Origin of the sequence: Terasakiella sediminum (assembly GCF_033100395.1) — a bacterium.
GTDB lineage: Bacteria > Pseudomonadota > Alphaproteobacteria > Rhodospirillales > Terasakiellaceae > Terasakiella.
This window is the reverse complement of the sequence record NZ_JAWLVJ010000002.1, coordinates 23892-44575: the sequence shown is the minus strand read 5'-3', so window position 1 is coordinate 44575 and position 20684 is coordinate 23892. Positions and strand designations below refer to the sequence as shown.

Annotated in this window: 21 protein-coding genes; 3 read left to right on the top strand and 18 right to left on the bottom strand. The window is 49.8% G+C overall.

Translation table 11 applies throughout. The features are described 5' to 3' along the window. Nucleotides 1-21 precede the first annotated feature (21 nt). The gene (locus RYZ26_RS01500) at nt 22-810 is read right to left on the bottom strand and encodes a substrate-binding periplasmic protein (protein WP_317681357.1); all 789 of its coding nucleotides are present in this window, start codon (nt 808-810) and stop codon (nt 22-24) included. 151 nt (nt 811-961) lie between these two features. Here RYZ26_RS01500 and RYZ26_RS01495 point away from each other — a divergent pair, with 151 nt between their 5' ends. Then, complete coding sequence (locus RYZ26_RS01495; protein ID WP_317681356.1) at nt 962-3454, top strand: hybrid sensor histidine kinase/response regulator; 2493 nt, start codon at nt 962-964, stop codon at nt 3452-3454. A 60-nt stretch (nt 3455-3514) separates the two neighbouring features. Here RYZ26_RS01495 and infC read toward each other — a convergent pair whose 3' ends face one another. The 7 genes from infC to dgcN form a co-directional block, all read right to left on the bottom strand. Next, entirely contained in the window at nt 3515-4051 is a 537-nt protein-coding gene (infC, locus tag RYZ26_RS01490; RefSeq protein ID WP_317681355.1) for a translation initiation factor IF-3, read from the bottom strand. A 65-nt stretch (nt 4052-4116) separates the two neighbouring features. After that, nucleotides 4117-6036, bottom strand: coding sequence for a threonine--tRNA ligase (gene thrS / locus RYZ26_RS01485; protein WP_317681354.1), 1920 nt, complete (start codon nt 6034-6036; stop codon nt 4117-4119). Nucleotides 6037-6145: 109 nt separating this feature from the next. Further along, on the bottom strand, nt 6146-6340 hold the full coding sequence (locus RYZ26_RS01480) for a hypothetical protein (RefSeq protein ID WP_317681353.1): 195 nt from the start codon (nt 6338-6340) through the stop codon (nt 6146-6148). Nucleotides 6341-6472: 132 nt separating this feature from the next. Continuing rightward, entirely contained in the window at nt 6473-6673 is a 201-nt protein-coding gene (locus RYZ26_RS01475; RefSeq protein ID WP_317681352.1) for a hypothetical protein, read from the bottom strand. A gap of 186 nt (nt 6674-6859) precedes the next feature. After that, on the bottom strand, nt 6860-7711 hold the full coding sequence (locus tag RYZ26_RS01470; RefSeq protein ID WP_317681351.1) for a D-amino-acid transaminase: 852 nt from the start codon (nt 7709-7711) through the stop codon (nt 6860-6862). Between the two features lie 22 nt (nt 7712-7733). Beyond that, nucleotides 7734-8717, bottom strand: coding sequence for an N-acetyl-D-Glu racemase DgcA (gene dgcA, locus RYZ26_RS01465; protein ID WP_317681350.1), 984 nt, complete (start codon nt 8715-8717; stop codon nt 7734-7736). Next, entirely contained in the window at nt 8714-9712 is a 999-nt protein-coding gene (gene dgcN, locus RYZ26_RS01460) for an N-acetyltransferase DgcN (RefSeq protein ID WP_317681349.1), read from the bottom strand. Before dgcN ends, dgcA begins: the two co-directional genes overlap by 4 nt. Nucleotides 9713-9828: 116 nt before the next feature. Between dgcN and RYZ26_RS01455 the strand changes: the two genes are divergently transcribed. Next, complete coding sequence (locus RYZ26_RS01455; protein ID WP_317681348.1) at nt 9829-10302, top strand: Lrp/AsnC family transcriptional regulator; 474 nt, start codon at nt 9829-9831, stop codon at nt 10300-10302. Nucleotides 10303-10394: 92 nt separating this feature from the next. Here the strand turns inward: RYZ26_RS01455 and folE are convergent, their stop codons facing one another. Together folE and serA are read right to left on the bottom strand one after the other, a co-directional pair. After that, on the bottom strand, nt 10395-11024 hold the full coding sequence (gene folE, locus RYZ26_RS01450; RefSeq protein ID WP_317681347.1) for a GTP cyclohydrolase I FolE: 630 nt from the start codon (nt 11022-11024) through the stop codon (nt 10395-10397). A gap of 121 nt (nt 11025-11145) precedes the next feature. After that, complete coding sequence (gene serA / locus RYZ26_RS01445) at nt 11146-12381, bottom strand: phosphoglycerate dehydrogenase (RefSeq protein ID WP_317681346.1); 1236 nt, start codon at nt 12379-12381, stop codon at nt 11146-11148. 248 nt (nt 12382-12629) lie between these two features. Between serA and RYZ26_RS01440 the strand changes: the two genes are divergently transcribed. Next, nucleotides 12630-13709, top strand: a complete 1080-nt coding sequence (locus RYZ26_RS01440) for a DUF2336 domain-containing protein (RefSeq protein ID WP_317681345.1) — start codon at nt 12630-12632, stop codon at nt 13707-13709. A gap of 10 nt (nt 13710-13719) precedes the next feature. On the opposite strand, the gene RYZ26_RS01435 is transcribed toward RYZ26_RS01440, so the two are convergent. The 8 genes from RYZ26_RS01435 to RYZ26_RS01400 all read right to left on the bottom strand — a co-directional run bounded on the left by RYZ26_RS01435 (nt 13720) and on the right by RYZ26_RS01400 (nt 20683). Further along, a complete protein-coding gene (locus RYZ26_RS01435) occupies nt 13720-14520 on the bottom strand; it encodes a hypothetical protein (RefSeq protein ID WP_317681344.1) in 801 nt (266 codons plus the stop codon). A 144-nt stretch (nt 14521-14664) separates the two neighbouring features. Then, entirely contained in the window at nt 14665-15402 is a 738-nt protein-coding gene (gene pxpB, locus RYZ26_RS01430) for a 5-oxoprolinase subunit PxpB (protein ID WP_317681342.1), read from the bottom strand. A 43-nt stretch (nt 15403-15445) separates the two neighbouring features. Next, nucleotides 15446-15715 carry an amphi-Trp domain-containing protein gene (locus RYZ26_RS01425; RefSeq protein WP_317681341.1) on the bottom strand — a complete coding sequence of 90 codons (270 nt, stop codon included), beginning with the start codon at nt 15713-15715 and terminating at the stop codon, nt 15446-15448. Beyond that, nucleotides 15712-17079, bottom strand: coding sequence for a metallophosphoesterase family protein (locus RYZ26_RS01420; protein WP_317681340.1), 1368 nt, complete (start codon nt 17077-17079; stop codon nt 15712-15714). Before RYZ26_RS01420 ends, RYZ26_RS01425 begins: the two co-directional genes overlap by 4 nt. A gap of 7 nt (nt 17080-17086) precedes the next feature. Further along, nucleotides 17087-17779 carry a histidine phosphatase family protein gene (locus tag RYZ26_RS01415; protein ID WP_317681339.1) on the bottom strand — a complete coding sequence of 231 codons (693 nt, stop codon included), beginning with the start codon at nt 17777-17779 and terminating at the stop codon, nt 17087-17089. Further along, nucleotides 17776-18729: a histidine phosphatase family protein gene (locus RYZ26_RS01410; RefSeq protein WP_317681338.1), complete on the bottom strand. Its 954-nt coding sequence runs from the start codon at nt 18727-18729 to the stop codon at nt 17776-17778. Before RYZ26_RS01410 ends, RYZ26_RS01415 begins: the two co-directional genes overlap by 4 nt. Next, complete coding sequence (locus tag RYZ26_RS01405) at nt 18723-19796, bottom strand: HprK-related kinase B (protein ID WP_317681337.1); 1074 nt, start codon at nt 19794-19796, stop codon at nt 18723-18725. Before RYZ26_RS01405 ends, RYZ26_RS01410 begins: the two co-directional genes overlap by 7 nt. Next, the gene (locus RYZ26_RS01400) at nt 19793-20683 is read right to left on the bottom strand and encodes a GAK system ATP-grasp enzyme (protein ID WP_317681336.1); all 891 of its coding nucleotides are present in this window, start codon (nt 20681-20683) and stop codon (nt 19793-19795) included. Before RYZ26_RS01400 ends, RYZ26_RS01405 begins: the two co-directional genes overlap by 4 nt. Nucleotide 20684 lies beyond the last annotated feature (1 nt).

The following is a 20684-nucleotide window of genomic DNA, read 5'->3' as shown; positions in this document are numbered from 1 at the left end:
GGGCCTTTTAAGCAGCAAAAATTATTTTGCGACAATCGGTGTCAATCCATGTTTTTCAGCAGAGGCGGCCAGACGTCCGTCTTTCTTAACCGTTGCCAGAAAATCATTCACAACGCCCAACCAATCAGGCTCATTTTTTGGCACTGCATAAGCATATGGCGTTGGGGCCAAGATTTCGGCAGGTTCCATCAAATGTGCCCAGGTCGTCAGGGCGGCCATCCGTTTGCCGTATGGGTAATCAGTCATGAAAACATCGGCACGCCCGGCTTCTACTTCCTGCTCACGCGCCTTGAAACTATCCACGACAGACAGTTCCGCCTTTTTAAGATAATCGCGCATGACAGGTTCCATATAGGTGCCTTTTTGCACAACAACCACATTGCCCTCCTGGTCAATATCGTCCCATTTTTTGATGATATCGTTGGATTTCATGGAAACGGCGTAAATTCCGCTGATCAGATGCGGCTCACTAAAATCCATGAAAGGTTTGCGATCATCACGCACCCCCACCCCATGCATGGAGATATCACACGCCCCGTTGGTCATATTCTCTTTGATCTTGCCAAAGGAACTATCAACAAAGGTTAGTTTCACACCGAGGTGATCCGCAAAATCCTTTGCCATATCAATGTCGATGCCTTCCAGCATGCCATTACGCGGATTGCGATACGAAATGGCGAAATATCCCGGCCAGATACAGACCCTGACTTCACCCGTTGATTTAATTTTTTCCAGTCGGCCGCCCGCCTGTGCCTGTGTGGAAAGTACAATAAGGCAACATAAAAACATTGCTTGAATAATTTTGATCATGAAATACCTCCTTCCCGTTTCCTAGCGCACATGATAACCCAGAGTCATGACCTAGGACAATTCATGGCAAAGGTTTTCCTTTTATATTAATATAAACAATTCTAAGCCTTCAACCCCAGCGGGACTTTCCCTCAAGACTACGAGCGTAAACGTGAAAAATAACCGACCACGCATATTGAAACGCAACAGACCACCGTTTTTGCGCTACGCCATTATCTCGTTCGGCGTGGTGGGCTTGGTGTTTGCCATGTTGTTGGCGAGCCTGAATAACGAGATTGAAAACCGCAATCAACTGACCCAAGTTTACACCCGCATGATTGAGGGAACCATCACCCGAACCCTTGAATCGGTAGAGAACAGCCTTTTTCCCCTGCTGCTGGAAATGAATGATACCAACAAGACGCCTATTGACGTGAATGACCTGAAAAAACGCATTGATGCGCTGATCTTTTTTGCCCCCCATATCCGGCAAATGGTCGTGTTGAAAGATGGTCAGGCGATTCTGGACAGTAATCCACGGGCAAAAGGAAACTTTGATCTGTCAAAACTGACTTTTCCAAAGTTAGATGCAACCCATTTTTCAGTCAGTATGAATATCGGTAATCCTATAAATGGTCGCTTCCTGCCCATTAAAGAACAATCCGTTTCAAGGAAATCAAACCGTCAACTCATTCCAATTTTACTGGAACGACAATTCCCCAATAAAACCGGACAATATGCCATCCTTGTTGCACTAAATGCAGGCCACCTGGAAGGGATGTTCAGACGACTTGATCTGGAAGAAGCCGACCAGCATTGCCTGATGCGCCTTGATGGCGAGCAACTGCTGAACCGACAAAAAATGATGCATACTGATGCCGTGGCAGAAGGCGTACGCAAGGCCGTTGCAGATAGCAGAGATGACTATATTGTCCAGACTAAGGAAGGCATATTCGTCACCGCGCAATCTTCCATTCAGCTGTCGGCAAAATATCCACTGGCCATTGTCATTACTGCCAACCACTTTCATTCGGTAAAACTGTGGTTTGAGAATAACAAAACCCTGATCATTACCCTGCTGCTTGCGACCGTAGTCGTACTCATCGCTGCCTTTTTGCTCTATCTGGATTTCCATCGCACCCGGCGGCTGCAAAAAGAAGTACAGCTGCTGTCAACGGCTGTGCACCAATCTCCGGTATCCGTTCTGATTACAGATCGCAACGGCATTATCCAATATGCAAACATCGCCTTTGAGCAGGTCTTTGGATATAACAAAGAAGACTGGCAGGGGCGAACGCCATCGCTGTTAAAAAGCGGCCTGACGGGGGAAGATGTCTATCAAAGCCTTTGGTCTCATCTAAAAGTCGGCAAAGCCTGGCAGGGTGAGTTTATGAACAAGACGAAAGACCGTGGTCTGTTGCCCACCATGTCGGCCATCTCCCCTGTGACGGATGAACATGGAAACTTCACTCATATCATCGGTATTCTCTCCGATATCAGCCCGCAAAAAGCCCTACAGGAAAAAGCGCAGGAAGCCTCGCGGCACGCCAAACTCGCCAATGAAGCCAAATCCAACTTCCTTGCGACCATGAGCCACGAGTTACGCACGCCCATGACCGGTATTCGGGGCGTCATTGATCTTTTAAAGGGCCATGATATCAATACAGAAGAAGCCAGGACCTTCCTGAATGACCTGGATAAATCCTCCAACACCCTGATGCTGTTGCTCAATGACATTCTTGATCTCTCAAAGATCGAAGCAGGCAAGTTGCAGATCGAAAGAATCCCCTGTAATCCAAGCGAGATCATCCAGACCGTCTGTCATCTGTTCCAGGATGCGGCGGAACGCAAACGCGTTGCTCTGATTACCAATGCGGATCAATTTAAAGACCAATGGGTCATTTGTGACAGTCTGCGCCTGCGCCAGATCAATTCCAACCTGATCAGTAATGCCATCAAATTCACCATGGACGGCCAGGTCGATGTGCATATGGATGTGATGGCGCTGGATGATCGTCATCTGGAACTCACAATCACCGTCAGTGACACTGGCATTGGAATGAGTGAAGAACAGACCAAACATATCTTTGAACCCTTCACCCAGGCTGATTCGTCCACATCGCGTAAATTTGGCGGCACGGGTCTGGGCCTTACCATCACCAAACAACTGTGCAACCTGTTGGGTGGGGAACTGACACTTTCCAGCACGCCGGGCAAGGGCACCAAATTCAGCATTCGCCTGAAACTTGAAAAAGCTGATGCACCATCTGATAAGAACATCCAGAGCCCTGATCTCGGCAGCCTCAATATCCTGCTGGCCGAAGATAATCCGGTAAACCGCAAAGTCATTTCCACCACCTTTGAGAAAAAGGGCCATCAGATCACCACAGCGGAAAATGGCAAAATCGCTGTTGCCAAGGCAGCACAGAACAAATTTGATCTGATTTTAATGGATGTTCAGATGCCGGAGATGGACGGCATGGACGCCACCAGCCTGATCCGAGAAAGCTCGCCACATAACCAACAAACCCCGATCATTGCCCTGACGGCCGATGCCTTCCCCGAACATCACAAACGGTTTAAGGAAATCGGTATCAACGAAGTGGTAACCAAGCCGATCAAGTGGGATTTGATGGATCAGGCCATCGCGCGCAATCTCAAATAAAAAACGGCACCTGCCACAATAGGCAGATGCCGTTTTAATCATTCAGACAAAATAAATGTCTTATTTTGCACCAGCTGGAAGTGGGCCAAGGATCATGATCATCTGGCGACCTTCCATCTTGGGCTGATGTTCAACCTTTGCCACTTCCGTTGTATCGGCTTTGACGCGGTTGAGGATTTCCATACCCAGTTCCTGGTGGGCCATTTCACGGCCACGATAACGCAGGGTAACTTTTACTTTGTCACCGTTATCAAGGAATTTGAAAACATTGCGCATTTTGACATCATAATCGTGCTGGTCGATGCCCGGACGCATCTTGATCTCTTTGACCTGAACGACTTTTTGCTTCTTCTTGGCTTCGGCTTTACGCTTTTGGGCTTCGTACTTGTATTTCCCGCTATCGAGAATTTTACAAACGGGCGGTTCTGCGTTCGGTGAGACTTCGATCAGATCGATCCCGACACGCTGTGCTCTTTTCAATGCCTCTTCAATCGAGACAACACCAACCATTTCCCCATTTTCATCTACGAGCCGGACTTGCGGTACGCGGATTTCGTTATTGACGCGTGGACCCTCTTGGGACGGTTGCGCCTTCATCGGACGACGAGCTATTGTATTCTCCTATATCTAGCCAAAGTCTAAATGCACGAAAAGTGCGGTCCTCATTTGCCCTGAGGACTCGCAGCTTCACCTACTAGTTTAGTCACAGCTTCATCAAGTGCAAGAATTTCTTGCGTTTTTCCGCCCAAACGACGCATCGCGACGGATTTTGAGGCAACTTCCTTGTCCCCAACGACCAAAATCACCGGAATTTTGGCGTGAGAGTGTTCGCGAATCTTGTAATTGATCTTTTCATTACGAAGATCGGTCTCACAAGAAATGCCAGCCTGACGCAGCGTCTCACAAACTTCACGGGCATAATCATCCTGCGCGCTGACGATTGGGGCAACAACCACCTGCTGCGGGGCCAACCACAATGGGAAACGACCCGCATAATGTTCAGTCAGGATACCTGTGAAACGTTCCAGCGATCCAAAGAGCGCACGGTGCAGCATCACTGGACGCTGTTTTTCACCTTTTTCATCGATGTAAGTCACATCCAGACGCTCTGTCAGGTTCATATCCACCTGCAGCGTACCACACTGCCAGTCACGACCGATGGCATCACGCAGCACGAACTCAAGCTTCGGACCGTAAAACGCGCCTTCACCCGGGTTGAAGCTGTAATCCAGCCCCATGGATTCGAGCGGACGGCGCAGCGCTTCTTCCAGCAGGTCCCATGTTGCATCATCCCCGATCCGTTTTTCCGGACGATCAGAGAATTTGATGCGGATATTTTCAAAGCCAAAGTCTTTGTAGATATCCAGGATCAGCTTGATAACGATCTGACACTCTTCTTCCATCTGCGCAGGTGTACAGAAGATATGCGCGTCATCTTGTGTAAATTCACGCACACGCATCAAACCATGCAACGCGCCTGATGGCTCATAACGGTTTACTTTGCCAAATTCTGCAATGCGGCGTGGCAGGTCTTTATAGGATGTAATGCCTTGTTTGAAGACCTGAATGCCACCCGGACAGTTCATGGGCTTCAAAGCAAAGACACGGTCATCTTCGGTCTGGGTAGTGAACATGTTCTCCCCAAACTTTTCCCAGTGACCGGATTTTTCCCAAAGACCACGGTCCATCACAGATGGTGTGTTGATCTCAACGTACCCCGCACGTTCCTGACGTCCACGCATGTAGGAAATCAGGGTGTTGAACAATTTCCAGCCTTTTGGATGCCAGAAAACCGCACCCGGGGCTTCTTCCTGGAAGTGGAACAGGCCCATTTCTTTACCCAGTTTACGGTGATCGCGCTTTTCAGCTTCTTCCAGCATATGCAGATACTGGCGCAGGGCCTTTTTATCCGCCCAGGCTGTGCCGTAGATACGCTGCAGCATCTCGTTGTTGCTGTCGCCACGCCAGTAAGCCCCGGCAACCTTCATCAGCTTGAAGGCTTTGCCGAGCTTGCCAGTGGATGGCAGGTGTGGACCACGGCACATGTCAAACCAGTCACCCTGACGATAGACAGTGACGTCTTCCCCATCAGGAATGCCTTCGATGATCTCAGCCTTATAAAGCTCGCCCATGTCCTTGAACTTGGCGATCAGTTCATCGCGGTCCCAGACTTCGCGCACGATTTCCAGATCACGATCAACGATCTCTTCCATTTTCTTTTCGATCTTGACCAGATCTTCATCATTAAATGGCTTTTCAGTCGCAAAATCGTAGTAAAAACCGTTTTCAATGGCTGGGCCGATGGTAACCTGTACATTTTCATACAGTTCCTGAACGGCCTGGGCCATAATGTGTGCAGCGTCGTGGCGCAACAGTTCCAGTGCGTCTTCATCCTTGGTCGTGACGATGGACAGGGTCGTGTCTTCGGTCAATTCCAAAGACAAATCTTTCATTTCCCCATCAATCCGGATTGCCAAAGCAGCTTTAGCAAGGCCCGGACCAATATCAGCTGCCACTTGGGCACCAGTTACTGAACCATCAAAATTGCGGACTGAACCGTCCGGCAAGGTAATCGCGACCATTGGTTTCGCACTCACTCTAAAAAGATAAACATTAAGAGGGGCAAATTAGCGTGATTGCACAAACTGTCAAGGATTCTAACGTTCACAAAACGGAAAATTAGCCAAAAGGCTACTTTTTAAACCCGCTGGAAAAGGAACTGAGTTTGGTTTTCAAAGATTGCCCCACCGCGCTGTCAACCGGGGCGGTTTTGCGCTCGTAAATCTTAACACCCAGATACCCCAATAAAAGAAGGGTGATCAGGGCCACAAAAACGGTCATGCGCGCTTCACTTTTTTTCGTGATATTGGGCATTTCGTAACTCATGGGGTCTATTCCTTTGCTCGGTTTTTCTTATCAATGTCCGAGACATAAACCCTACTTGAAGGCTCAGATAAATTGGACCTTCTGGATAATAAATGCCCTATAAACCAAAGTTATACGGTTTGGCGATCCGTATTATCTTTTCTTCCAACCCTCTGCAATTGCGTTGAGATTGGATTCCACGGATGTTGCAGGTGGATTTACTTCATCTTCAACAAACTGGCGCTCGTATACTTTAACGCCGAGGTAGCTGAGCATCATAAATGTTATGACCATCAGCACCGCAATCATTTTGCGTTCATCATTTTTTGATAAGTCGTAGAGATTGTCATGCATTGCCTTTCTCCATAATCTCCAACAGTTGTTTAGAATAATTACAGAGAAAGACATGCCTGTCTGTGACGGCTGTCACCCTATGAGAAGTTGAGTCGTTACTCAGCTTCATCCCCGCAAAAGCGGGGACCCAGAAAACAGTCATTATCCCGGGTTCCTGCTTTCGCGGGAATGACACCAATTTTACAATTAAAGCGACAACGAGAGATCGATATATTTCTGACGCAACTTCTTGGTGATTTCTCCCGGTGTGCCATCACCCAGCACCGCATCATCAATTTTCACCACAGGCATGGTGAAAGCGGAAGCCGAGGTAAAGAACGCTTCTTTCGCCGCGTAAGCTTCTTCTGGGGTAAAAGGCCGCTGTTCGATTTTCATGTCCAGTTCTTCTGCCAAAGCAAGGACAGAACGACGTGTAATGCCGTTTAAGATACTGTTGCTGATGTGACGCGTCACAATCACATTGTCTTCGGTCACGATATAGGCGTTGTTCGATGTGCCTTCTGTGACAAAACCGTCTTCATCCAGCATCCAGGCATCATCAGCGCCGCGAGATTTGGCTTCCATCTTCGCCATACAAGGATAAAGCAGGCCAACAGTTTTAATATCGCGGCGTGCCCAGCGCAGATCAGGCAGGGTCACAACACTGACGCCTTTATCCGCAATCGGGTTGTCCAGCAGCGCTTTAACCTGGGTAAACATCACCAGCGTGGATTTCGCATCTTTAGGATAAGCAAAATCACGGTCTGCCGCCCCACGTGTCACCTGCAGGTAAACCAGACCTTCTTCGATGTTGTTGTCCGCCACCAGCTTTTCCATAGCCGCGAGCAATTCCTCGTCTGAACAAGGGGCTTCGATATCCAGTTCATTCATGGAACGATGCAGGCGGGCCACATGGCCTTCGGTTTCCAGCAGCTTGCCCTTCAGGACAGAACAAACTTCATAGACCCCATCGGCAAACAGAAACCCACGGTCAAAGACCGAAATCTGCGCTTCATTTTCCGGTACAAACTGGCCATTTACGTAAACAGTACGGCTCATTACATCTATCCTTTTATTCTCTCTAGCCCCAAAGCGCCGAGTTCGGCGGGGTCATAATCCCATTGTTAAATTCTAATGCAGCTTCATGGTCTTTTGCCAGCAATAATGGCCCGTCCAGATCAACCACCTTTGCCCCTTGCCCCACCACCATGGCAGGGGCCATGGCAAGCGAAGGCCCCAGCATACAGCCGACCATAATTTCCAGGCCTGCCTTTTCAGCCGCTTCTTTTAAAAGCAAAGCTTCGGTCAGGCCGCCGGTTTTATCCAGCTTGATATTGATCATGTCATATTTGCCTTCAATATCAGCAAGGGACGCCAGACCATGGCACGATTCGTCCGCACAAACCGCAACAGGCCGCACCATATCGCGCAAAACCTCATCCTCACCTGCGGGCAAGGGTTGTTCGATCATTTCGACGCCCAGCTCCACCAGTTTTGGGGCCAGGTCCTGATAAACTTCAGCCGTCCAGCCTTCGTTGGCATCCACGATGATGCGAGAATTAGGTGCGCCATTTCTGACAGCCGCCACCCGATCCAGATCATCCGGTCCGGCCAGTTTCAGCTTAAGCAAAGGCAGGTGCGCATTCTCTTTCGCCTTCTGCCCCATCATTTCAGGGCTTTCCAGTGACAATGTATAAGCTGTTGTCAGGTTGGACATATCAGACAGACCAACCAGATCCCAGACGCGCTTGCCCGCCTGTTTGGCTTCCAGATCCCAGAAGGCGCAATCAACGGCGTTACGGGCTGCACCTGCCTTCATGATCTTTTGCAAACTCACCCGGTCCAGACCATTTTTCAGATCGGCTTGCAGTTCCATAATCTGGTCGGTGACGGATTGAACGGTTTCGCCATAGCGCGCATAGGGCACGCATTCGCCACGGCCCGTAAAACCGTCTTCGGACAGTTCCACCATCACCACTTCAGCAGACGTTTTGGTGCCGCGTGAAATAGTGAAACTGCCTGCGATGGGCCAGGAGGTATGCTGAACCTTCAGTTCAATGCTCATGAAAGCGCATCCACGATGCGGCCCACACCGTTACGTACAGGATCCACACAGGGCAGATTGTATTTGGCTTCGGTTTCTTTCAGGTAAGCTTCGGCCTCAGCTTCGGAAAGCTGCGAGGTATTCACACAAATCCCGACGAATTTTGCATCCTTATTAGTCAGTTGTGCCATTTGCAGGCCCAAAGACATCACATCATCAATGCTTGGTACCGGATAATCCGGCAGGCCGCGCATGTGTGTGCGGGTTGGTTCATGACACAGAACCAGCGCATCAGCCTGCGCGCCATGGATCAGGCCCGTTGTCACCCCCGCAAATGAGGCATGATAAAGCGATCCCTGCCCTTCGATGAGATCCCAGTGGTCCACATCATTGTCAGGCGAAATGGTTTCAACGGAGCCTGAGATAAAATCAGCCGCCACCGCATCAATAGAAACGCCAGAGCCTGTAATCAGGATACCTGTCTGGCCTGTCGCGCGGAAATCCGCCTTCATGCCACGGCCACGCATTTCTTTTTCTAAAGCAAGGGCCGTATACATTTTCCCGCAGGAACAATCGGTCCCGATGGGCAGCAGACGTTTACCTGTGCGTTTTTTACCGCTGGCAACAGGGTACACTTCAGTTGGATGGCGCACGTCAAACAGTTTACGCCCCAACTTGTCGGCTGCTTCCTTCAATTCCGACACGTCTGCCAGTTTATTGTGAAGACCAGCCGCCAGATCAAGACCAGCTTCCAACGCTTCTTTCAACACTTTGATCCAGGCATCAGAAATCACGCCACCCCGGTTGGCCACACCAATCACCATGGTTTCAGCACCAGCAGCAATGGCTTCTTCAATGGTCATGTCCGTCAGACCCAGGTCAGCTTTGCAGCCTTCAAGGCGGAACTGTGCCAATGCATTTTCCGGGCGCCAGTCTTTGATGCCTTGCGCAACTTTGGCAGCCAACGGGTCCGCAGCATCCCCGAGAAACAGGAGGTAAGGGCGTTTGATTTCCATGACGTTTTCCTTTTGAAAGTGAATTCCTTTGTTACATTTAGTTTGCCAGAACCCACAAAGTAATGTACCCAAACATAACCCGAATGCGGGTATTTTGTGTCAATAAAGGCGATAAAATGAGCAAATTACCCACAGAATTGGACCAGATCGATCGCCGTTTGCTGAATCTCTTGCAGCAAAACAACAGGCTTTCTGCGGAAATCCTCGCAGAAAAGGTGGGGTCCAGCCGATCATCCGTTCAGCGCCGCCTCAAACGCCTGCGCACAGAAGGCGTCATTGAAGCCGACATCGCTATTTTGTCTTCCAAGGTTCTGAGCAACAAAGTACAAGCCATTGTCGATGTAAAACTGGACAATGTGCGCGGTGATTTGCTGGATGATTTTCGCCAGTCCATGCTGTCACTGGATTGCGTGCAGCAATGTTATTATGTGACAGGCGAAGTAGATTTCATCGTGATCTTGTCTTTGGACAGTATGCAGGAATATGACCAGTTCACCCGCGCCCACTTTGCCGATGCGCCAAACGTTCGGCGCTATCATTCCAGCATTGTGGCCGACCGGGTGAAGGTCAACTTAAATGTGCCTTTGTAAGGGCTGCCTACAGCGTCCCCCCCCTGCGAAGGCAGAGGGCTTATGACTACCTGAAAAGATTCCTGCCTGCGCAGGAATGACGCTTAAATATCTTAATAAGCCCCGACGGATTGACCGCTGGCCGGATTACCGATCATGGCGAGGAATTCTTTGCGCGTCGCAAGATTATCGCGGAACGCACCCAACATACGCGATGTCACCATGGTTACGCCCGGCTTATAGACACCGCGCGTCGTCATACACTGGTGCTGGGCTTCGATCACCACCGCAACCCCATGAGGTTCCAGTACGTCCTGAATGACGTTGGCAACCTGGGCAGTCATCTTTTCCTGAATTTGCAGGCGCTTGGCATAAACTTCAACCACACGAGCGAGCTTGGAAATACCGACCACGCGATTTTTCGGCATATAAGCCACATGGGCCTTACCCAGAATCGGCACCATGTGATGTTCACAATGGGATTCAAAACGGATATCGCGCAGCAAGACCATTTCATCATAGCCATCGGTTTCTTCAAAGGTGCGCTTCAGGATGTCTGACGGATCCTGTTCGTAACCTGCAAAGAATTCTTCATAAGAACGCACCACCCGATCCGGCGTGCCCAGTAACCCTTCGCGGGTATGGTCATCACCTGCCCAACGGATCAAAGTCCGTACGGCTTCTTCGGCTTCTTCACGGCTTGGGCGGCCACCAACGATATCGAGTTTTGGTTTCGTGCTCACGAGACATTCCTTTCAGATTGGACATTCACTGTGATCTATACGTATGCATAGACCACATGGATTGCCATACCTGAGTAAATAAATCAACTATTTCACAAATTTGTGAAAAGATAATCTATTTCTAGCGCAGGAAACGCAGACGAATTGTACCCGGAATATCGCGCAGTGCCTGGCGGATGCCCTGGCCCTGTTCGATATCCGCATCCACATCCACAACCACATAACCAAATTCACCATCGGTCTGCAGGAACTGACCTGTGATGTTGAAGCCATGCTCGCTCATGATCTCGGCGATACGGGCCATAACACCTGGTTTGTTTTCGTGGATATGCATAAAGCGTGTGCCCGCCCCCTTAACAGGCAGGGATACTTCCATGAAATTCACCGCACCAAACGTGGAGCCATCATCAGAATACTTAACCAGCTTTTCAGCCACTTCTGTACCGATGTTGGCTTGGGCTTCCTGTGTAGAACCGCCAATATGTGGAGTCAGGATCACATTTGTCAGGCCACGCAGTTCGGAAACGAATTCGTCATCCGCTCCTTTTGGTTCAACCGGGAACACGTCGATGGCAGCACCTGCCAGATGTTCGCTCTTGATCGCATCAGCAAGGGCCGGAATATCAACAACCTGACCACGCGCTGCGTTGATAAAGTGCGCACCTGCTTTCATTTCGCCCAGTTCACGCGCACCGATCATATTGCGTGTTTCCGGTGTGTCTGGCACATGCAGACTGACGATGTCAGACATCTGCAGCAGCTGGTCCATGCTTTCACAAGCAGTTGCATTCCCCAATGGCAGTTTGTTAACCACATCATAGAAAACAACCTTGAAGCCCAGCGCTTCTGCCAAAATGGACAGTTGGCTGCCGATATGGCCGTATCCGATGATGCCTAAAGTCTTGCCGCGCACTTCGTAAGACCCGGCTGCAGATTTCATCCAGCCACCTTCATGACAGCTTGCCGATTTAGCCGGAATGCCGCGCATCAACATGATGGCTTCACCCAAGACCAGTTCCGCCACAGAACGGGTGTTAGAATAAGGCGCGTTAAAGACAGGTACACCTTTAGAAAGGGCTGTGCGCAGATCAACCTGGTTTGTCCCAATACAGAAGCAACCAACAGAGAAAAGTTTTTCCGCTGTTTGCAGAACTTCTTCGGACAATTGCGTGCGTGAGCGGATGCCAACGATATGGGCATCTTTGATCTTTTCTTTCAGAACCGCTTCATCCAAAGCTTTCTTATGGAATTCGATGTTGCTGTAGCCGGCTTGTTCAAAAACACGAACCGCGTTTTCATGAACGCCTTCCAATAACAGAATGCGGATTTTATCTTTGGCCAAAGACAAGTTGCTCACAGGACGTCTCCTATAGTTATGTGGCGAAATCGGAAGGGAGTTTTTAAGAGGTCTGCCTTACGAAAACAACATTTTTTGCACTGCAATGGCTCTTTTTCGTCTAAAATGATCAAAAATATGAAGTACCCTTAACTCGGATAGAGAGTGATAGCCGTCACTTCCTATCTGTTTCAAAGATTCTAAACTATGCAAATAGGCAAATTTTGCCTATACTTGTGATTAACTGGAACTCGGGAAACTCTACTAAGATGTCGGAAGTCACGCAGAATGACGTACAGGCCTTATACGACGATGCTTCGCCGGAACGTCGGGCCGTTCTGGCGCAGAAAATTGGCCATAACCTGACCACAGGCACCCTGTCGGAAACAGAGGAAGAACTTGCCGTTGCGATCTGTCAGAAGCTGGCAGAAGACGTCAATCTGACAGTGCGCCAAACCCTGTCCAAAGCCATTAAAAACTGCCCTGACATTCCAAAAGACCTGGCTATTCAGCTTGCCAACGATGTGATCGAAGTCGGCCTTCCGATGATTGAATTCAGCACCCTGCTGGATGACAAAGATTTAATTGCACTGGCGCGCACAGGGGATGTGGGCCGCCAGATGGCAATCACACACCGCAAAACCCTAAGTCCCGTACTTTCCCACACTTTAGCGGAAGAATGCGGTGAAGCGGTTGTCGAGTCGCTGCTTAAAAATGAAGGGGCGGAACTGGTGGATGAAACCTATGAAGCTGTGCTGGACCGCTTTAACAACAGCCCAGCCATTCATACCAGCATGGCCCAGCGTCACAAACTGCCCAAACGCATCATCCAGCGCATGGTCAATCTGGTCAGTGAACAGTTAAAAGCCTATCTGATTGCCAACCATCCTGTCCCCACCGTGCTGGTCGAAAAAATGGTGTTGGAATCACGCGAAGATGCCGTGCGTCGCCTGCTGGCCGACCCTTTATCCACACGGGATGCAGAAACGCTGGTGCAAGAGCTATCCAAACAAGGCCGCCTGTCAACGGAACTGATCTTCCGCGCCCTTGAAATTGGGGATCGCGCCTTTTTTGAATATGCCATGGCAGACCGGGTCAATATCCCGGTGGATGCTGCCCGCACCCTGATCAAGGACCCCGGAGAGCGCGGATTTTCTGCCCTTTATGATAAAGCGGGCATGCCAAAAGAAGATTTTCAGTCCATCAATTATCTGGTGGAAGTGGAATATCGCAGCAGACGTCATGCGCCCTTGACGCGCGCAGAACAACCCGTTCCCGCAGAAGAGCAGGAACCAGAAAGCTGGCTGACAGAAACGTCCAAAAAAAGCAAAAAATGGCGCTTGTTCTAAGCGTTCAGGCTTAACCAAATAATTTATCGATATCATCCTGGGAAGCTTCACCGCCTGCAGGAAGGCTGACTTCCTCTTTCGGCTTTTCTTCCTTGGTCGCAGGGGCTGGTTCAGGATTATCAAACATGCTGTCGATATCTGCTTGCGAGGATTGCGCAGGCGCAGCTTCAGCAGCTGGAGCCGGATTATCGAACATATTGTCAATATCTGCTTGCGAGGATTGCGCCGGGGCCGGGGCTGCACCGCCACCGCTGCCACCTCCGCCAAACAAGGCATCAATATCGTCCTGGGAAACACTTTCTTTCATGGTTTGCGGACCATGCATGGCGATATCACCGTCTTTCATGCCGATGACATCTTCAATAGTTTCATCAGAATTAATCGGCATATTTTCAATACCATCCACACCGACGATGTCCACCAGACTGTCCAGCGTGCCTTCCAGGCGGTTCATGATGCGTACGATCTTGGAAATCCGCTGACCCGTCAGATCATGGAAAGAACAGGATTCAAAGATTTTGTTGGTGCTGTCCATGATGGTATTACAGGAATTTTGCGCTTCATCATATTTGACGTTGGCGCTGAGATCATCCACAGCGGTCAGAATGCCTTCTGCCGATTCCATAATCGTATTGGTGGCTTCCTCGGTTGTTTCACAGATTGTGTTAAGCTGTTCTGCAACCGTGTTGAAGTGATCAACAGAAGATTTCGGGTGTTTGATTGCCGCAAGTTCAGCCTTAATCTTGGTAATATATTCAACCAAGTGACGGATCTGTTCCGCCAATACTTCCATATCTGCCTGCTCGGACATCAAAAACTCCTACGGTAACCGATGCAATCGCCCGATTGCGTGGTTCTTAAATTATGCTGGCCTCTATCTTACCCGCAACTAGGCACCACTGCCAAGCCTTGGCTGTAATAATTTTTCGAATCACCTTGAAATCAGGTCAAAAAGTCACTGATAACGCCGACAGTGGCGTTCTACAGAATAATCTGACTGACCAACTGCTTGTTCGATCCTGTCATATTCTTGTCTGGAAATGGGATAAAATTTCACCCGATCCCCGGCTGCAAGCATCATCGGTGCGTCGCGTGACAAATCAAAAAGCGGTACAGGCATCCGCCCGATCAAGTGCCATCCGCCCGGACTGACCGACGGATAAACAGCGGTCAGTTGATTAGCGATGGCAACCGATCCTTTGGGCACAGCCGTTCTGGGTTCTGCGCGGCGTGGCAGTTGCAGCAACGGATCTGTCACCCCCATAAAACCAAATCCGGGGAGGAAACCCAGCATAAAGACATCATATTCAATACGCGCATGGGCTTTGACAATTTCATCAACCGCCACCCCTTTCATCACAGCCACTTCTTCCAGATCAGGGGCCACGCTCAGGTCATAGCAACAAGGCAGGTCCCAATGATTGGCCTCTTCTAATACGTGATCGGCTTTGACCAGATAGGGACGCACCAATGCCTCAACCTCATCAGGCAGGGTTTTCAAAGGATCGTAATGGACAGTGAGGGAGCGAAAAGTCGGGACCGTTTCAATCAGCCCCGCCATATGGCCCTGGCTGATTTCTTCTTTCAGCATGTGATGGACGACCAGAATATAGCGATTGATATCGATGGATATTTCATCCCCGAATTCAAACGTGATGGCCCGGTCTGCCAGATATAGAACACTGCAATCCATCAATAAGCCCGCTTTCCCCTTTAAGTCCTAAAGAGCAAGCTACCTACTTATCGGTGATTTTTAAATCTTTTTTCTTCGGAATGTTGTTTTCCCCCTGCCAGGAGATTTTGATATTTATACGATTGCGATCATCATCCTGATTGGCGCTGATCTTTAAATGCAAAAGACCTTCCGGTTCCAAAATCATATTGCCGTTATCATCTTCCAGAACGACCTTGCCTTTGCCGATCCCGTTGGTCAGCGCCTTTAACAGCCCTTTGATCGAGTCCGGGCTTTGCAGGGATTCATGTCTAAAACGGTTGGAGTGTTTCATCTTTTGCGTCTTTCTTTTTTGGGTGCTGACAAAGCTTTCAGCGTCAGTTCGGGATCAAACATTTTGATATAAGGGTAATCACTGGAAACCCCCAGGATTTTCCCTTTCGGTTCAATGATGGTCACGGATGCCCCGCGACCACGCACCTTTTCTTTCTCACGCGTATGACGATCCAGGCTGGTGTCGCATTCAAAATTGATCATGGATCGACGAAGTGCGATGCGCTGTCCATTATGCAAGTTGCGATGACCATGGATTACCGCACTGATGCCTGCGCGACGCACATGACGCGCCCCTTTGTCACTGAAAGGATGATCCACATTACGGTATTTGGTGCGCACCGTGTTGCACATGGAGCCATAATAAAAATCAAACGGGCTGGCCTTCAACGCAGCCCGGAAAGCTCGGTTCATTTCCTTTTCCCCACCCTCATTCAGGAACTTGGCGATTTTATTGTCCAGCCCCGCATGCACAAACAGGAAAGACCCATTGCGATAGACCAGACGCATACGACGGTAAAACCAGTAAAACTCCCCTTTCGGATCCAGAAACAGTTCTTTCCATTTTTCAACAGCCGCGTAAACCTGACGCAGGGAAAGCCCCGCCTGTTCACATTTATCTTCAAAACTATCGAATTTCTTGCGGATACGGCTGAGTTCCCGTTCGATTTGCGGGGCAGAAATCCGGCCTTCTGCGACTTGCGGAAATGCGTCAAACCAACCCTTGGATGGATAAAGGCGACGGCGGCATTCCTTTTTGCTGGGAATACCCTTTAGTGCCTGCTTGCCAGAGAGATATTCATCCACAATCTCTTTTAACAACGGGATGATCTTCTGGCCTGTGCGGATAAAGAAATATTCACTTTCCACCGTTTGTTCATGGCCCACACTGACCATGCCAAACAGAACGCGCACATCGTGGTTGCCCGCCAGCACACGCACCCGTGCACCCTGTTTCTTCAAATGCTGAATGGTGCGCAACAAGCCAAGAGAACTTGGACCTTTATCAAAACAATCCCCGCCAATGATGAAGTTCGCCAGTTTACCCTGCTCACTCAAGACAAAATCGCATGGTTTCTCCCCCGTCTTTTTCACCCCGCCACAGGCAACAAGCGAAGCCGCAAAGGCTTCCGGGTCACCATGCAGGTCGGAGAAAAAATAATGACGGCGCTTGGGGAATTTCCAAGCCTTGGTCTTGTTCAAATCTTTTAAAACCGTCGCCAGCTTGGCCTTGCCGCCATCGCTATCGGCAATCGATTTCACCCCGCCATGGGTCCAGTCGCGTACCTCGCGCGGCAAAGGCACATCCAGCCAGGATTTACCATGGTAGTGCGGGCGCAGGCGATTTGATTTCAGTTTCGTCATCTCAAGTTTAATCCGTAAAGCCTTCTTTGGGCGTTCTGATTTTCCAGTTGCCCGCCACATGGTGGTATTTGCCAAGTTTGTTCAGTTCAAACACCACCGGGCTGGAATGATACATGGACAGTTTAGCGATCTCATCAAAGCTCAAAACACCCAGATGGTGGGCCGCATGACGAAACGCAGCGCCATGGCCGACAAACAGTTTCAACTGCTTTTCGCCTTCCTTCACTGTTTGTTTGCGCAAAGTATCACGCACATGTTTTGCCACGCGCGCACCCGCTTCCATCAGACTTTCAGCGCCAATAAACGGCAGACGGTAATGACTGTTGGATTTCCAGTTTTCAGGCGGGGCTTCAAAGCGGGGATCGTCTTCCAGAATTTGTTCAATGGCGTCGGTCGTCAGGTTCGCAACCGCGCCAACACCGCGTTCGGCCAGACAATCAAAACTGTTCACCCGTTTGACACCATCGAGATTTTCCCGATAAATCTCAGCCGTCTGCCAGGCGCGCAAGAGCGTGGAACTGTCAATCACCGGGTTCAGTACAAAGCCCTGTTCAACAACAATTTCTTCAAGAATATCCAGGCTTTCCGCCACCTGAATTTTGGCATCTTCTGTCAGACCGAAAGGTTGATAGGCACTGGGCGCACCGGACATCTGGTGGTAATCCCCATGACGGATAAAAGCAAAATACTGACTGGTCATGAGGTTTTATCGCTTAAGAAATCAGGCAAAGTCGCAACGATGGTCGCAAGGTCCGGGTTATTGACCAGTTGAGCCGCACTTTGGGCATTTACCCAGCGGCGCATGCGATGGCTTTCTTCCCATTGGGTGTCATCCAGTTCGCGTGTGACTTTCATGGCAAAGACACTGACTTCGCAGGTCGCATCCCATTTAGGGTACGAATAGGTCCCCATAATGCCGTCTTTGACATCACCGAGCACGCCGGCTTCTTCAAACGCTTCGTTGGCAGCAGAAGCTTGGGCAGACAGGCCCGGGTCATGAATCCCCTTTGGCACCACCCAATGTTTATTCTTGGAACTGGAAATGATCATCACTTCCAATTGCCCATCCTGCACGCGGTAAGGCACCACGCAGGACTGGGTATAATAATAGGCCGGACGCACGCGCAATTCAGTACTGTCCAGATCAGGGAACGGGAAGAGTTCCGGCAAATTGGTGGCATAAACCAGTTCTTCCATGGTGCAGCAATCGGCATCCAGATCAGCCCACTTCCCATCCACCTTAAAATGCGCAAGGCTGGCTGGTTCCATCGCGTGATAGCCACCGGACAACATGGATACAATGGTGGCAAGTGACGGGTTATGACCGACAATCATCAAGCGTTCCGCATCCTTCGGCGCCTTCTTGATAATATTCAGGACAGTTTGTGGCAGGGCGTTGAACAGACGCTCATCAAAATCAATGACGGAAACATGCAGGCCAGAGGTCTTGCAGCATTTTTCCGCCGTGCGTTTGGCGCGCACGGCAGGTGAAGCGATCACATGGTCCGGGCGCAGATCATTTTGCGCCAGCCAAACACCCATGCGCTGCGCATTGCGTTTGCCCTTATCTTTTAATTCACGGCCAAAATCACCATAGGCAGACTGGTTCTTCGCATGACCATGACGCATGATCAGAAGCTCTTTTACCATGACATTTCCTCAAGACAGAAACGGGCCGCCCCTTCAAAATCCACCGTCCCGCTTGCTTCAAAAATGGGGATATTGGCCAGTGTTTCAAGGTACGGCTGGTCATCCAGTTCGGTCGTATCCATAAAGAACGACCCATCCCCATATTGATAAAACGGCCCTGGTGACTTCATGATGGCTTTATGCAGCAACTCTGGACGTTCTGTTAAATCCACCTGTTTGATGGACAATGGTTCATCCCCATCGCGTTTCCAGTTCAGGATCAAAAAGGCACCCAGCTCTGCCGTCTGTGTGATCTTGCCTGCCCCATAAACTTCATCAACCATCACATCGTATTTTTCTTCCAGATCCCAAAGTTCTTCAATCGGCAGAGCTTTCAGTTCCGCCGCACGCCCATCCGACAGCATGGGGCGCAGGGTTTCGTTATTCAAAATTGTCCCCGGGTTGATCCGTGGCAGTTTTGGGATACCCGTTGCTTTCTTACCCTGAATGAACAGACGGTCATTGGTCAGATAAGACAGACCTTCTTCTTCCAACATTTTCAGCATCAAGGTGGATTTCCCGCCGCCGGAAAAGCCTGCCATGCCCAGACATTTCCCGTTTCGCACAAGGCCTGAAGCGTGACAGATCAAGGCACCCTTTTGCTGCAGCACGTTCATATATTGAGCATTAATGTAATTGATAACCTGATTGTCATTTTCAAGGCTGGGGCCGCTGGCGATCAGATGACCTTTGCTTTGTAAAAACACCATGCCTGTGCGCACTTTCTGCACCAGACGCGCATCATCCAGATCATAAAAAGCATCTTTGCGCCCGGATTTTCCCGGCTCACGCTTCCAATCGATAAATTCCACACCCAGGTCAGGGGCAGGACCATTGATTGCGATGATCAAACAATCCGGTTCAGCCAAAGAGATACAATGGCCAAAATAGTGGCGCAGTTTATCCAGTAATTCCTGCGAATTTGATTGCACCGCGATGTTATACCCATCCAGATCAAGGGTAATACGCGCAGGGTTAATGCGCGTTGCGCCTAACAGTTTCTTGACGGCTTCGGTTGCTGTTTTCATTTTTCAAGCTCCCCCAGAATATAATCCGCATAAAGGGAAGCGGCATCAATACCGATACCTTCTTTCGCGCCTTTAAACCCACCAAAAGCAGAGACTTCAAACACGATGGGCCCGTCATCCGTATCAGCCACATCAACGGTGGTAAAATCCATGCCAAACAGACGTTCTGCCTTGCTGGCGAGATCAATTGTGCTTTGCGGTGGCTCATGCAAAGCGTATTTACCGCCGCTATGGATCGTGGTGTTCCAGCTGCCATCTTTGGAAACACGGGCATAGGTGCCATAATATTTCCCGCCCAGGAACACCATACCGTAATCCCGGCCCGGCAGGTCCAGTTTCTGCTGGATATACATCACCGGATTTTCTTCCTTGAAGGCTTCGATCTCGTGACGGATGGTCGCATCATCACTATCAGCACTGATAATGCACATCCCGCGTGCCTTGGTGGAATAAAGCGGTTTGAAGACAGCTGCGCCATATTCTTTTACGATATCAAAGGCCGTGTTCACATCTTCGCAAACACGCGTCTTCGGCATGGGGATATCGCCATTGCGCAAAGTCACGGTACAGGACAAGCGATCAATCATACGGATGATAGTTTCTGCTTTTGAAAAGACCCGCACGCCATGATGTTCGGCAATGCGTAAAAGTTCAATGCGATCCAATGTGCTGGGGCTATAGACTTGGCTGATTTTTTTAACCGCCAGACCATCCAGTTCACACAGATTTATGTCACCTGCCCAGATGGTGTTGGTTTCCAGGTCTGCGCGCACATCGCCCATATCCAGCACAAGGCGAAAGCCCGTGCGTTCTTCCAAAGCATCGGCCAGCACTTCGGTGGACCATTTACCGGGAATCCCGATGACTGCAATTTTCTTTTTGTTCATT

Coding starts and splice junctions, on each gene's coding strand:
- RYZ26_RS01420 (WP_317681340.1), bottom strand. CDS start 17,079: ATGACGAAACTGAAATCAAATCGCCTGCGCCCGCACTACCATGGTAAA.
- RYZ26_RS01500 (WP_317681357.1), bottom strand. CDS start 810: ATGATCAAAATTATTCAAGCAATGTTTTTATGTTGCCTTATTGTACTT.
- RYZ26_RS01475 (WP_317681352.1), bottom strand. CDS start 6,673: ATGCATGACAATCTCTACGACTTATCAAAAAATGATGAACGCAAAATG.
- RYZ26_RS01415 (WP_317681339.1), bottom strand. CDS start 17,779: ATGACCAGTCAGTATTTTGCTTTTATCCGTCATGGGGATTACCACCAG.
- RYZ26_RS01480 (WP_317681353.1), bottom strand. CDS start 6,340: ATGAGTTACGAAATGCCCAATATCACGAAAAAAAGTGAAGCGCGCATG.
- RYZ26_RS01470 (WP_317681351.1), bottom strand. CDS start 7,711: ATGAGCCGTACTGTTTACGTAAATGGCCAGTTTGTACCGGAAAATGAA.
- dgcN (WP_317681349.1), bottom strand. CDS start 9,712: ATGGAAATCAAACGCCCTTACCTCCTGTTTCTCGGGGATGCTGCGGAC.
- infC (WP_317681355.1), bottom strand. CDS start 4,051: ATGAAGGCGCAACCGTCCCAAGAGGGTCCACGCGTCAATAACGAAATC.
- RYZ26_RS01410 (WP_317681338.1), bottom strand. CDS start 18,729: ATGGTAAAAGAGCTTCTGATCATGCGTCATGGTCATGCGAAGAACCAG.
- RYZ26_RS01440 (WP_317681345.1), top strand. CDS start 12,630: ATGTCGGAAGTCACGCAGAATGACGTACAGGCCTTATACGACGATGCT.
- dgcA (WP_317681350.1), bottom strand. CDS start 8,717: ATGAGCATTGAACTGAAGGTTCAGCATACCTCCTGGCCCATCGCAGGC.
- RYZ26_RS01455 (WP_317681348.1), top strand. CDS start 9,829: ATGAGCAAATTACCCACAGAATTGGACCAGATCGATCGCCGTTTGCTG.
- RYZ26_RS01405 (WP_317681337.1), bottom strand. CDS start 19,796: ATGAAAACAGCAACCGAAGCCGTCAAGAAACTGTTAGGCGCAACGCGC.
- thrS (WP_317681354.1), bottom strand. CDS start 6,036: ATGGTCGCGATTACCTTGCCGGACGGTTCAGTCCGCAATTTTGATGGT.
- RYZ26_RS01435 (WP_317681344.1), bottom strand. CDS start 14,520: ATGTCCGAGCAGGCAGATATGGAAGTATTGGCGGAACAGATCCGTCAC.
- pxpB (WP_317681342.1), bottom strand. CDS start 15,402: ATGGATTGCAGTGTTCTATATCTGGCAGACCGGGCCATCACGTTTGAA.
- RYZ26_RS01425 (WP_317681341.1), bottom strand. CDS start 15,715: ATGAAACACTCCAACCGTTTTAGACATGAATCCCTGCAAAGCCCGGAC.
- RYZ26_RS01400 (WP_317681336.1), bottom strand. CDS start 20,683: ATGAACAAAAAGAAAATTGCAGTCATCGGGATTCCCGGTAAATGGTCC.